At 67.1% G+C, this 12,841-nt stretch carries 12 protein-coding genes; 4 read left to right on the top strand and 8 right to left on the bottom strand.

From position 1 onward, the window contains the following. Positions 1-2 precede the first annotated feature (2 nt). From msbA to A6A04_RS14630, 3 genes are all read right to left on the bottom strand, one after another. Entirely contained in the window at positions 3-1,790 is a 1,788-nt protein-coding gene (msbA, locus tag A6A04_RS14640) for a lipid A export permease/ATP-binding protein MsbA (protein WP_068494138.1), read from the bottom strand. Between the two features lie 232 nt (positions 1,791-2,022). Beyond that, complete coding sequence (locus A6A04_RS14635) at positions 2,023-3,084, bottom strand: MaoC family dehydratase (protein ID WP_068494137.1); 1,062 nt, start codon at positions 3,082-3,084, stop codon at positions 2,023-2,025. A 133-nt stretch (positions 3,085-3,217) separates the two neighbouring features. After that, on the bottom strand, positions 3,218-4,087 hold the full coding sequence (locus A6A04_RS14630; protein ID WP_068494135.1) for an HpcH/HpaI aldolase/citrate lyase family protein: 870 nt from the start codon (positions 4,085-4,087) through the stop codon (positions 3,218-3,220). A 91-nt stretch (positions 4,088-4,178) separates the two neighbouring features. Between A6A04_RS14630 and pdxY the strand changes: the two genes are divergently transcribed. Further along, positions 4,179-5,033, top strand: coding sequence for a pyridoxal kinase PdxY (gene pdxY, locus A6A04_RS14625; protein ID WP_068494133.1), 855 nt, complete (start codon positions 4,179-4,181; stop codon positions 5,031-5,033). Positions 5,034-5,182: 149 nt separating this feature from the next. Here pdxY and gloB read toward each other — a convergent pair whose 3' ends face one another. Further along, on the bottom strand, positions 5,183-5,956 hold the full coding sequence (gloB, locus tag A6A04_RS14620; RefSeq protein ID WP_068494131.1) for a hydroxyacylglutathione hydrolase: 774 nt from the start codon (positions 5,954-5,956) through the stop codon (positions 5,183-5,185). Positions 5,957-6,071: 115 nt separating this feature from the next. Between gloB and A6A04_RS14615 the strand changes: the two genes are divergently transcribed. Beyond that, positions 6,072-6,818 carry a class I SAM-dependent methyltransferase gene (locus tag A6A04_RS14615; protein WP_068494505.1) on the top strand — a complete coding sequence of 249 codons (747 nt, stop codon included), beginning with the start codon at positions 6,072-6,074 and terminating at the stop codon, positions 6,816-6,818. Here the strand turns inward: A6A04_RS14615 and A6A04_RS14610 are convergent. From A6A04_RS14610 to A6A04_RS14600, 3 genes are all read right to left on the bottom strand, one after another. Next, on the bottom strand, positions 6,796-7,575 hold the full coding sequence (locus tag A6A04_RS14610) for a hemerythrin domain-containing protein (protein ID WP_082914954.1): 780 nt from the start codon (positions 7,573-7,575) through the stop codon (positions 6,796-6,798). The genes A6A04_RS14615 and A6A04_RS14610 overlap by 23 nt on opposite strands. 134 nt (positions 7,576-7,709) lie before the next feature. Then, on the bottom strand, positions 7,710-10,295 hold the full coding sequence (gene acnB / locus A6A04_RS14605; protein WP_068494128.1) for a bifunctional aconitate hydratase 2/2-methylisocitrate dehydratase: 2,586 nt from the start codon (positions 10,293-10,295) through the stop codon (positions 7,710-7,712). Positions 10,296-10,649: 354 nt separating this feature from the next. After that, a complete protein-coding gene (locus tag A6A04_RS14600) occupies positions 10,650-10,841 on the bottom strand; it encodes a hypothetical protein (RefSeq protein WP_156612628.1) in 192 nt (63 codons plus the stop codon). Here A6A04_RS14600 and ccmA point away from each other — a divergent pair. Continuing rightward, positions 10,840-11,514 carry a heme ABC exporter ATP-binding protein CcmA gene (ccmA, locus tag A6A04_RS14595; protein WP_068494125.1) on the top strand — a complete coding sequence of 225 codons (675 nt, stop codon included), beginning with the start codon at positions 10,840-10,842 and terminating at the stop codon, positions 11,512-11,514. The genes A6A04_RS14600 and ccmA overlap by 2 nt on opposite strands. Beyond that, positions 11,511-12,176 carry a heme exporter protein CcmB gene (gene ccmB / locus A6A04_RS14590; RefSeq protein WP_068494123.1) on the top strand — a complete coding sequence of 222 codons (666 nt, stop codon included), beginning with the start codon at positions 11,511-11,513 and terminating at the stop codon, positions 12,174-12,176. Before ccmA ends, ccmB begins: the two co-directional genes overlap by 4 nt. A 145-nt stretch (positions 12,177-12,321) precedes the next feature. Here the strand turns inward: ccmB and A6A04_RS14585 are convergent, their stop codons facing one another. Then, entirely contained in the window at positions 12,322-12,840 is a 519-nt protein-coding gene (locus A6A04_RS14585) for a dihydrofolate reductase family protein (RefSeq protein ID WP_068494121.1), read from the bottom strand. Position 12,841: the final 1 nt, after the last annotated feature.

Below are 12,841 nucleotides of genomic sequence, written 5' to 3'. Positions count from 1 at the left end.
GGCTAGCGTCCCGAGGGGACGGCGGCGGGGTCGTCGGCAAACTGCATGGCGTACAGACGGGCATAGGTTCCGTCCTTGGCCATCAAACTGGCGTGGTCGCCGGATTCGATCACCCGGCCCCGGTCCAGCACATGGATCAGGTCGGCATTGACCACGGTGGACAGGCGATGGGCGATGACGATGGTGGTGCGCCCCTTCATCAGGTGTTCCAGGGCGGTCTGCACCTGGCGCTCGGACTCGGTGTCCAGCGCGCTGGTGGCTTCGTCCAGCAGCAGGATGGGGGCGTTCTTCAGCATGGCCCGGGCGATGGCGAGACGCTGGCGCTGGCCGCCCGACAGGTTGAGGCCGCGCTCGCCCACCACGGTGTCATAGCCCTCGGGCAGGCTAGTGATGAAGTCGTGGGCGGCGGCGGAGCGGGCGGCGGCCTCGATCTCCTCGTCGGTGGCGCCGAAGCGGCCATAGGCGATATTGGCCCGGATGGTGTCGTCAAACAGGGTGATTTCCTGGCTGACCAGGGCGATCTTGGCCCGCAAGCTGGCCATGGTGACACTGCGGACGTCCTGGCCGTCCACCATGACATGGCCATCGGTGACCTCGAAGAAGCGGGGCAGCAGGTTCAGCACCGTGGACTTGCCCGCCCCCGACGGTCCCACCAGCGCCACGGTCTTGCCGCCGGGAACCGCCAGGTCGATGCCGTCCAGCACCGCCTTGCTGCCGTCATAGGTGAAGAACACGCCCTCGAAGCGGACATTGCCTTCCAGTACTACCAGATCCTTGGCGTCGGGGCGGTCCTGGATGGCGGGGGGCGAGTCCAGCACCGAGAAGGTGCGCGCCGCCGCCGCCAGGCCGGCCTGGAGATTGGTGTTGAGCGAGGCCAGCGACTTCAGCGGCCGATAGGCCAGCATCAGGGCGGTGATGAAGGAGAAGAAGGCGCCCGGCGTGGTGTGGCCCTCGATGACGCGCGAGCCGCCATAGAGGATCACCACGGTGATGGCGACGCCGCCCAGCAGTTCCATGATGGGGCTGGACGCCGACCGCACCCGGGCGGCCTTGTAGGTGAGGTCCTGCAGGGTCTCCACCAGCGACTTGACCTTGGCCTTCTCGTATTCCTCCATGCCATAGGCCTTGACCACCCTTATGCCCTGGACCGCCTGTTCCAGATAGGTGGTCAGCAGGCCCATCTGCTCCTGGGTGTTGTCGGTGACCTTGCGCATGCGCCGCCCCAGCTTGGCGATGGGCAGGATGGCCAGCGGGAAGACGAAGAAGGTCCAGGCCGACAGCCGCCAGTCCTGATAGAACATGGCGCCGATCAGGAAGATCAGCGACGAGGCGTCCTTGCCCGCCCCGGTCAGGGCGTCGGACACCGCGAAGCGCATGGAGGAAATGTCGTTGGTCAGCCGCGACAGGATGCGCCCCGTCGAATTGGCGTGGAAATAGGCCACGTCGAGCCGCATCAGATGGGCGAACAGCCGCGACTGCATGTCGGCGATGACCCGCAGGCCCACCTTGGACAGGAACACCGCCTCGCCGTAATTGGCGATGGATTTCAGGGCGAAGGTGGCCAGCACCGCCAGGCCCAGCGGCCACAGGAAGTCCGACTGGCGCTCGGTGAAGATCTTGTTGACCACCGGGTCCATCAGCAGGGCATAGCCCGCATTGGCCGCCGCGCCCACCACCATGCAGACGACCGCCATCACCACCTTGCCAAGATAGGGGCGCATGCCCTCCTTGATCAGGCGGCGAACCAGGACGAGGGTGGAGTGATCCAGGGAAATCTTCTGCTTGCTCAAGGGCCTGACCGTTGCGGCTCACGCGTGCGGCGGACCATAGCACGGCGGATCGCCCCGGCCAATGGCGGGAGTGTGGGCAAGGGCCCATTGTCCCTCAGGCGCCGGGCGGGTTTCTCCGAAACCCTTGGCTTTCGCTCGCATGGGCTCGCGGGCGCTCAACGCGCCAGTCGCTACGCTCCAGCGTCGGGTCCCTCGGGCTCCCTCCCCCGCCGAGGCGGGGGAGGGAGAGGCGTCAGCGGGGCATCAGTACGGTGGTGTCGAGGTCGAGGACCACCGAGGCGTCGAAATCCTTGCCGTTCTCCGCCTTGAAGGGGAAGGCAGCGCAGGGCTGGTTCTTGGTGGCCACCAGCCGCAGGCGCAGCGCCCCCACATCGGAGCGGCCGGGGATCTCGATCTTTTCCAGCACTTCCGACCAGGCGTGGATGGTGTCGCCCGCGAAGGTGGGATTGGCGTGGCGGCCGCCATTGAAGGCCACCAGCTTGAAGGCGTTGCCCAAGCCGTTGAAGGACAGGGCGCGGGCCAGGGAAATGATGTGGCCGCCATAGATCAGGCGCCGCCCGAAGCGGCCCTGGCCCTCGGTATACTGGTTGAAATGCACCTTGGCGGTGTTCTGCCACAGGCGGGTGGCCATCATGTGCTCGGCTTCCTCGATGGTCATGCCGTCCACATGGTCGATCTTCTCGCCCACGGCGTAGTCGCACCAGCGATGCGGGCTGCCCGCGAGGGTGCCGTCATAGGCCTTGAGATCGAGACCGGCCGGGATGATCAGGTCGGCGGCGGCCACCGAGCCGGGCAGCTCGGGGACCGATTCCTCGGACACCACCGCGTTGACGTCGCGTTTGCGCACCATCACCCAGCGCACATACTCCACCACCATCTCGCCCTTCTGGTTGGTGCCGGTGGAGCGCACATAGACCACGCCGGTCTGCTTGTTGGAATTCTCCTTCAAGCCGATGACGGTGGAGACCGTGGTCAGGGTGTCGCCGGGATAGACCAGGGCGCCGAAGCGGCCCGCCGCATAGCCCAGATTGGCTACGGCGTTGAGGCTGATATCGGGCACGGTCTTGCCGAACACCACATGGAAGGCCAGCAGGTCGTCCACCGGGGCGGCGCCGTTCGCCGCGAGGCCGATGGACCTGGCGAACTCGGCCGAGGAATTGACGGCGAAGCGCGAGCCGTAGAGCGCGGTATACAGCGCCACGTCGCCCGAGGTCACGGTGCGCGGGGTGGCGTGGGTGATCACCTGGCCGAGGCGGAAATCCTCGAAGAAGTTACCGGCATTGGTCTTGGTCATTCTCAATTCCTTGTTTCTTCCCCTCTCCCGCTTGCGGGAGAGGGAGGGGCCCGCCGTGAAGCGGTGGGAGGGTGAGGGCCCTCACCCGGCTCATTTCATTCGCCACCCTCTCCCGCTTGCGGGAGAGGGTTCCTCAGCCCTCGGCGATCAGTTCGGCCATGGCGACGATGCGCCGGGCGTTTTCCACGTGCAGGTTCTCGATCAGCTTGCCATCGACCACCACCACGCCCTTGCCCTGGGCGGCGGCTTCGGCATGGGCGGCGATGATCTTCCTGGACCACTCGATCTCCTTTTCCGAGGGCGCGAACACCCGGTTGGCGGCGTCGATGGTCTTGGGGTGGATCAGGGTCTTGCCGTCGAAGCCCAGTTCCAGGCCCTGGCGACAGGAATACTCGAAGCCCTCGTCGTCGTTTAGGTCGAGATAGACCCCGTCCAGCGCCGCCAGCCCATGAGCGCGGGCGGCCAGCAGGCACAGGCCCAGCGAGGTGATCATGGGCAGCCGCTCGCGGGTATGGGCGCAATGCAGGTCCTTGGCGAGGTCCGAGGTGCCCATGACGAAACCGGCCATGCGCGGGCTCGACGTGGCGATCTCCTCGGCGCGCAGGATGCCCTTGGGGGTCTCCATCATGCACCAGATGGCCATGGTGTCGGGGGCGCCATTGGCCTCCATGATGGCCTGGGTCAGCCGCACCGCGTCGGCGCTTTCCACCTTGGGGATCAGGACGGCGTCGGCGCCGCTCTGGGCGGCGGCGGCCACATCGGCATGGAACCAGGGCGTCGACAGGCCGTTGACCCGCACCAGCAGCTCGCGGCGGCCATAGCCGCCCGCCTTGACCGCTTCCACCACCTGGGCGCGGGCAGTGTCCTTGGCGTCGGGGGCGACGGCGTCCTCGAGGTCCAGGATCAGGCCGTCGGCGGCCAGGGTTCGGGCCTTGTCGAGGGCGCGGGGATTGGAGCCGGGCATGTAGAGGACGGAGCGGCGCGGCCGCGCGGTGGTCGCCATGGGGCATACTCCCGTAAGATGGAAAAGGCGGGGCAGACTAACCGAAGCCCCGGTTGCAGCGCAACAATCTATCCTCTATACCGGGCGCGACATGCAGATTCTTTCTTTCCAGTCGGCCGTCGCCTATGGCCATGTGGGCAATTCCGCCGCGGTGTTTCCGTTGCAGCGGCTGGGATTCGACGTCTGGCCGGTGGATACGGTGCAGTTCTCCAACCATCCCGGCCATGGCGGCTGGAAAGGCGCGGCCATGGCCGCGCCCCATCTGGCCGATGTGGTCGAGGGCCTGCGCCGGGTGGGGACCCTGGCGGCGCTGGATGGCGTGCTGTCGGGCTATCTGGGCGAGGCGGCGGCCGGGGTGGTGCTGCTGGATGCCCTGGACGCGCTGCCGCCCGGCGCGCTGTATCTCTGCGATCCGGTGATGGGCGACGACGGGCCGGGCCTCTATGTCAAGGCGGGCATTCCCGCCGTCCTGGCCGACAAGCTGATTCCCGCCGCCCAGGTGGTGACGCCCAACCGTTTCGAACTGTCGCTGCTGACCGGTTTGCCGGTGGCCGATCTGGGCGGCGCGGTGGTGGCGGCGCGGCGCTTGCTGGCCCCGGCCTCCTCCGGTGGTAGGGGGCCACGCCTGGTGGTGGTCAGCAGCCTGACGGCGGGCGAGGGCTCCATCGCCTGCCTGGCGGTGAGCGCCGACGGCGCCTGGAGGGTGGCGACGCCGCGCCTGGACTTCCCCCATCCGCCCAACGGGGCGGGTGACCTGCTGTCGGCCTTGCTGCTGGGGCATCTGCTGAAGGGGACCGAGGCGCCCGAGGCCCTGTCGCTGGCGGTGTCCAGCGTGTTCGGGGTGTTGACGCGCACCCGCGCCCTGGGGCGTCGCGAGCTGGCGCTGGTGGCGGCCCAGGCCGAGATCGTCACCCCGTCGCGGCTGTTCCCGGCGGAGGCGATGTAGCTCTGTCCGAGCTTGGCGGACTTTATATGCCCACTCGTCACCCTCGGGCTCGACCCGAGGATCCATGGATGGCCGGATCACCCCCGGACTTGATCCGGGAGCCGGCCATGACGAGGTGAGAGGACGTTTTCACCTAAGCCGGACAGACTCTAGAACGCGTCCTTGCGGCGGCGCAGTTCGGCGAAGACCCGGGCGGGGTCGGTGCCGGGCTCCATGCCCACCGCCTTGGCGACGGCGGCGGTGTCGGCCCGCAGGAAGGGGTTGGTGGCGCGTTCCTCGGCGATGGTGGTGGGAATGGTGGGCAGGCCCTTGGCCCGCAGCTTCTCCACCTGCTCCAGACGGGTGGCCAGGGCCTGGTTGTCGCGCTCCACCAGCTTGGCGAAGCGGCCATTGGAGGCGGTGTATTCGTGGGCGCAATAGACCTGGGTGTTTGGGGGCAGGTCGCGCAGCTTCTTCAGCGAGGCCCACATCTCCTCGGCGCTGCCCTCGAACAGTCGGCCGCAGCCCAGCGAGAACAGGCAGTCTCCGGCGAAGACCACATGGGCGTCGGGGAACCAGTAAGCGGTGTGGCCGGAGGTGTGGCCGGGGGTTTCCAGCACCATGACGGCGGCGCCCCCCAGCAGGAAGGTATCGCCTTCGCCCACCTCCATGGAGATGCCGGGGATGCGCTCGGAATCCCGGGCGGCGCCCACCACCGTGCAGCCGGTGCGGCGGATCAGCTCCAGATTACCGCCGGTATGGTCGCCGTGGTGATGGGTGTTGAGGATATGGGACAGGGTCCAGCCCCTGGCCGCCAGATGCTCCAGCACCGGTTCGGCCACCGCCGGGTCCACGGCGGCGGTGGCACCGCTGACGGGCTCGTGCGCCAGGGTGATGTAATTGTCCGACAGGACGGGAATCTGCTCGACGACGATCTTAGCCATGGCGGCCTCGCGGCGTTGGATTGCGCGGAGTGTAGCGCCAATCTTCGGTTCCGCCTATTCTTCTGGCAGGAACCGCAGGAGCCCCCCCGTGAATCGCGATCTCGCCTATCCGGCCATGTGGACCGACGTGGTCGATCTCCGCGACTTCTATTCCGCCAGCCTGGGTCAGGTGGCGCAACGGCTCATCCGCCGTCGCCTGCGCCAGTTGTGGCCCGATCTGTCGGGGCTGCGGGTGCTGGGGCTGGGATTCGCCACGCCCTATCTGCGGCCCTATCTCGGCGAGGCGGAACGGGTGATCGCGGTGATGCCCGCCAGCCAGGGAGTGCTGCCCTGGCCCGCCGAGGGGCCGGGCCTGACCGCGCTGGCCGACGAGACCGATTTGCCGCTACCCGATCGCTCCATCGACCGCCTGCTGCTGGTCCATGCCCTGGAATCCACCGAACAGGTTCGCGCCATGATGCGGGAAGCCTGGCGGGTGCTGGCCGATGGCGGACGGCTGCTGGTGGTGGTGCCTAACCGGCGCGGCATCTGGGCCAGGCTGGAACGCACCCCTTTCGGCAATGGCCGTCCCTATACCAAGGGCCAGTTGGACCGGTTGTTGCGCGACAACATGTTCACCCCGGTGGCGCGCGCTTCGGCGCTGTTCCTGCCGCCGACCACCTCGCGCATGCTGCTGCGTTCGGCCTCGGCCATGGAGGAAATCGGCTCGCGCTGGTTCGAAACCTTCGGCGGGGTCCTCATGGTCGAGGCGGCCAAGCAGATCTATGCGGGCAGCGCGCTGCGCGACGCCAAGTCACGGCGCCGCTCCTATCTGCCGGTGGCGGAAGGCTTCTCGCGCGTCAGTCTGCACGATCGGGACTGACCGGTCCGAAATCCGCCATGTCGGTGGTTCGGATGTGGTCGAAGATCCAGTAGCGCAGGTAATGATCGGCCATGGCTGATGACTCGCTGCCCGCCATCATGCGATCCAATTCACCGAGCAGGCGTCGATGCTCGGCCCGATGGGTGGAAACAGGAATGCCCTGGGCGATCAGATAACGTTCCTCGGCGGCGAAGTGCTGGCGGGCATGGCGCAGGAAGCGATCGGCCAACTCGGACAGCGCCTCGCCGTCACCGGCCCGGGCGGCCAGGGCCAGTTGATTGATGATGGCGGCCAGGTGGCGGTGCTGTTCGTCGATCCAGTCGATCCCGGTTTCCAGCTCCGGATCCCATACCACCGCCTGTTCGTCGGGGTCGAACCGCACCGCTTCCCAATAGGCGGAGTCTTCCAGCAGTTCATGGTCGTAGAGAATCTGCTCCAGCTCGTCGATGGCGGCATGGCGCACCGACGTGCCCTGGGTGACATCCTGGGCATCGATGATGGCGCGTACCCGATCCAGAATGGCGGCATGGGCCTTGTCGTGCTCGTCGGCGGCATCGAAGCCGGCGCCCCGGAAGATGACGCCTTCCAGGGCGAAATGGGCCGCCAAGGCGTCGTAGAAGTTCAACACCGCGTCGGTGAAGCCCTCGCCGCCATTGCGCACGCTCTCGGCGGCGCGGGCGATGATCTCGCTGATGGCCCGGTGCTGGCGATCAATCAGCTGATTGCCGCTGTTGGGCATGGCCCTGGGTGCCGTCATGCTGCTTCCCCATTAGACTCCATATCATAACATGCGGATTGGATGAATTTAAAGATGGCAGAGGGCATGGCATCCGCGACGAAAAAGCCCACCCCCGAGGGGGTGGGCTTGGTCGATAGACCCTCGGTCCGGGATCAGACCGTCACGGTGGCGGCCTGATCGCGGAATTCGGCGATCTGGTCGAAGTTCATGTAGCGATAGATGTCGGCGGCCTTGGCGTTGACCACGTTCACCTGCTCCAGATACTCGGCGACGGTGGGGATCTTGCCCATCAGGGCGCAGACGGCGGCCAGCTCGGCGGAGCCGAGATAGACGTTGGTGTCGATACCCAGACGGTTAGGGAAGTTGCGGGTGGAGGTGGACATGGCGGTAGACCCCTTGCGGATCTGCGCCTGATTGCCCATGCACAAGCTGCAGCCGGGCATTTCCATGCGGGCGCCTGACTTGCCCAGCACCGAGTAGTAGCCTTCCTCGTTGAGGATCATGGCGTCCATCTTGGTGGGCGGCGCGATCCACAGGCGGGTCGGGATGTCGGACTTGCCTTCCAGCACCTTACCGGCGGCGCGGAAGTGGCCGATATTGGTCATGCACGAGCCGATGAAGACCTCGTCGATCTTGGCCCCGGCCACTTCGGACAGCAGCTTGACGTCGTCGGGGTCATTGGGGCAGGCGACGATGGGTTCCTTGACGTCGGCCAGATCGATCTCGATCACGGCGGCGTATTCGGCATCGGCGTCGGGGGCCAGCAGCTTGGGATCGGCGATCCAGGCCTCCATGGCCTTGATGCGGCGGCCCAGCGTGCGGGCATCCTGATAGCCGTTGGCGATCATCCACTTCATCAGGGTGATGTTCGAGGTCATGTACTCGATGATCGGCGCCTTATCCAGGTGCACCGAGCAGGCGGCGGCCGAACGCTCGGCGGCGGCGTCGGACAGTTCGAACGCCTGTTCCACCTTGAGGTCGGGCAGGCCTTCGATTTCCAGGATGCGGCCGGAGAAGACGTTCTTCTTGCCCTTCTTCTCCACGGTCAGCAGACCGGCGCGGATGGCGTAGAGGGGGATGGCGTTGACCAGGTCACGCAGCGTGACGCCGGGCTGCATCTTGCCCTTGAAGCGCACCAGCACCGATTCCGGCATGTCCAGCGGCATGACGCCGGTGGCGGCGGCGAAGGCCACCAGACCGGAACCGGCCGGGAAGGAGATGCCGATGGGGAAGCGGGTGTGGGAGTCGCCGCCGGTGCCCACGGTGTCGGGCAGCAGCAGGCGGTTCAGCCAGGAGTGGATGACGCCGTCGCCGGGACGCAGCGCGACGCCGCCACGGGTGGAGATGAAGCCCGGCAGCTCGCGGTGGGTCTTGACGTCCACCAGCTTCGGATAGGCGGCGGTGTGGCAGAAGGACTGCATCACCATATCGGCGGAGAAGCCGAGGCAGGCCAGATCCTTCAACTCGTCGCGGGTCATGGGGCCGGTGGTGTCCTGGCTGCCCACGGTGGTCATCTTGGGCTCGCAATAGGTGCCGGGGCGCATGCCCTTGCCCTCGGGCAGGCCACAGGCGCGGCCGACCATCTTCTGGGCGAGCGAGAAGCCCTTGCCGGTATCCTTGGGCACGGCGGGCAGGCGGAACAGGGTCGAGACCGGCAGGCCGAGGGCCTCGCGGGCCTTGGCGGTCAGGCCGCGGCCGATGATCAGCGGAATGCGGCCGCCGGCGCGCACTTCGTCGAAGATCACCTCGGACTTGACGGTGAATTCGGCGATGACCTTGCCGTCCTTCAGCGCCTTGCCGTCATAGGGACGCAGCTCGACCACGTCGCCCATGTTCATCTGGTTGACGTCCAGCTCGATGGGCAGCGCGCCCGCGTCTTCCATGGTGTTGTAGAAGATCGGGGCGATCTTGGTGCCCAGGCAGACGCCGCCGAAGCGCTTGTTCGGCACGAAGGGGATGTCCTCGCCGGTGAACCACAGCACCGAATTGGTGGCGGATTTGCGCGAAGAGCCGGTGCCGACCACGTCGCCCACATAGGCCACCAGATGGCCCTTCTTGGCCAGGGCTTCCAGCTGCTTCAGCGGGCCACGCTGGCCGGGTTCGTCCGCCTCGATGCCGGGGCGGGGATTCTTCAGCATGGCGAGCGCGTGCAGCGGGATGTCGGGGCGGCTCCAGGCGTCAGGAGCGGGCGACAGGTCGTCGGTGTTGGTCTCGCCGGTCACCTTGAAGATGGTGACGGTCAGGCTTTCCGGCACCGCCGGGCGCGAGGTGAACCACTCGGCATCGGCCCAGGACTGGATCACCGCCTTGGCGTTGGCGTTGCCCTTGTCGGCCAGGTCCTTGACGTCATGGAAGAAGTCGAACACCAGCAGGGTCTTCTTCAGGCCCTCGGCGGCGACGGTGCCGACCTTGGCATCGGCCAGCAGCTCGATCAGCGGCTTGACGTTGAAGCCGCCCAGCATGGTGCCCAGCAGCTCGGCCGCCTTCTCGCGCGAGATCAGCGAACAGGTCTCGGTGCCCTTGGCCACCTTGTCCAGGAAATCGGCCTTGATCTTGGCCGCGTCATCGACGCCGGCCGGGACGCGATAGGTGATCAGCTCGACGAGGGTCTGTTCCTCCCCCTTGGGCGGGTTCCGCAGCAGGCCGACCAGTTGCTCGGTCTGGGCCGCCGACAGCGGCAGGGGCGGAATCCCGAGCGCGGCACGCTCGGCGACATGCTGGCGATAGGCTTCAAGCACGGCGAAATCCTCTCGGTCAAGTGTGTGGGCCGGATTCCCGAAGGGGTCCGGTCTGCATTCAGCGGCGAACCACCCTTAAGTGGGGGTTCGCGGGGAAGAAAACTACCCTTATCGCCCGCCATAGGAAAGAGTGTTTCCGCAATCGCCGCCGCATGTCGGCCATGAATTTGCCTTAATTGGGGGGCATCATGATGTTCAAGGCCCGGAGGCTTCCCCGCCTTCCCACCCCCTCGGGCGGGTGAAGCCGGGCTTTCAAGGCGGCGGTCGGTGCTCCCCCTGGCCCGACCGCCGCTGTTGATTCGGCCCCGGTGCGAGCCGCTCGAGCCCCGGCGGAACGGGAAGCCTTGACCCATTTCAGCCCCCTCCCTCTCCGTCATGGCCGGGCTCGACCCGGCCATCCATGGGTACCGTCAGGCACCGTGCCGGATGGAAACGCGCGGATGCCCGGAACACGTCCGGGCATGACGCAAAGCAAATGGAATGGGCGGCCAACTCGTCCTGCTCCAGCGACGAAACCCCCTCGTCAAGGCGGCGGAATTTTGCCATGGTGCCGCCCATGACCATCCCGGCCGCCGCCACATTCTCCGGAACCGATCTGGCCTGCCTCAGGGGCGGGCGGGTGGTGTTCGCCGGTCTGGGGTTCAGCCTTGAAAGCGGCGGCGCGCTGGTGCTGCTTGGCCCCAACGGCTCAGGCAAGTCGTCGCTGCTGCGGGTGATGGCCGGGCTGCTGCGGCCCGCCCATGGCGTGCTGGCCTGGGACGGAGAGCCGGTGGGCGAGAATCCGGAAGGCCACAACGCCCGCACCCATTACCTGGGGCATCACGACGCGGTGAAGCCGGTGCTGACGGTGGCGGAGAATCTCCGCTTCTGGGCCCATCTCCACGATTCCCATGCCGGTCGGGCGGGGTTGGCGGTGGAAACGGCGCTGGACCGTTTCGGCCTGTCCCATCTGGCGGCCATTCCCGGCAAGATGCTGTCGGCGGGCCAGAAGCGCCGCACCAATCTGGCGCGGCTGCTGGCGGCGCCCAGCCCGCTCTGGCTGCTGGACGAGCCCACCACCGCTCTCGACAAGGCTTCCATCAAGGCGCTGGAAGCGGTGTTGGCGGAGCATCGCGCCCAGGGCGGCATGGTGGTGCTGTCCACCCATGCCGATATCGACCTGCCCGGTGCCACCGAGATGCATCTGGACGAATTTGCCGTGGCGGAGGAATTCCCATGAACCGCTTCCTCGAAGTGGTGCGCCGCGACCTGCGCCTGGCCCTGCGCCAGGGCTCGGACAGCGTCATGGTGGTCACCTTCTTCGTCCTGACGGTGGTGCTGTTCCCCTTCGGCATCGGCCCCGAGGTCAATGTGCTGGAACGGGTCTCGGCGGGCGTGCTGATGGTCACCGCCCTGCTGGCCTCCATGCTGTCGCTGGACCGGCTGTTCCAGGCCGATTACGAGGACGGCTCGCTGGAACTGCTGGTGTTGACGCCGACGCCGCTGGGCGTGGTGGTGGCCGCCAAGATACTGGCCCACTGGCTGACCACCGGCCTGCCGCTGATGGTGGCCGCCCCGGTGCTGGCGGTGCTGTTGCACATGCAGCCCGAGGGCTTCGCCACCCTGCTGGCGGCCATGGCGCTGGGCACTCCCATCCTGTCGCTGATCGGCGGCATCGGCGCCGCCTTGGTGCTGGGCGCCCGGCGTGGTGGGGTATTGCTGTCGCTGCTGATCCTGCCGCTTTACGTGCCGGTGCTGATCTTCGGGGTCGGCGCCATCGACGCCGCCGTCCAGGGCATGAGCGCCAAGCCCCATCTGCTGATCCTGTCGGGCATCCTGGTGGCGGCGCTGGTGCTGGCGCCCTGGGCCAGTGCGGCGGCTCTGCGCCAGGCGCTGGAATAGAGAGGGGCGGGAGAATAGGGAAAGGCGGGCGAAGGGAGGCTTTATTGTCCCTCAGTCGCCGGGCGCCGCCTCCGGCGGCTTGGCTTTCGCGGCACGGGCCGCGCCGGGCCTTGCCCGCAACTCCTCGCCCCTGGCTCGTCGGCTTCTATCCCACCACGTAGGACAGCCGGACCACGCCGTTGATATAGCTTTTCGCCGCCAGCAGGGTCAGGCGCGCGGTCCGTTCCGAGGGCTCGAACAGCGGTTTGCCACCGCCCAGCATCACCGGCATCACGAACAGGTCGAAATGGTCGATGGCCTTGAGGTCGAGGAAGGCGCGGATGGCCTTGGCGCCGCCCGCCACCCAGACATCGCCGGTCGTCCCTGCCCGCAATTCCTCCACCAGCCGGGCGATGTCGCCCACCCAGGGCTCCACATTGTCGGGTGCGGTGTCCATGGTGCGCGAGGTCACCACGATGCAGCGCTTGTCGCCATGGGGCCAATGGCCCATGGCGTGGAGATGGTCATAGGTGGTCCGCCCCATGACCAGGGTGCCGATATGGGTCATGAAGTCGTCGAAGCCGTAGTCGATGGCGTCGAAGGGCTGCAGCCAGGCGATGGACCCGTCCCGGTCGGTGATATAGCCGTCCAGGGAGGCGGCGATATAGGCGCGGAACCCCGCCACG

This window comes from Paramagnetospirillum marisnigri (genome assembly GCF_001650715.1).
Classification (GTDB): Bacteria; Pseudomonadota; Alphaproteobacteria; order Rhodospirillales; family Magnetospirillaceae; genus Phaeospirillum; species Phaeospirillum marisnigri.
This window is presented reverse-complemented; position numbering and strand designations above follow the sequence as displayed.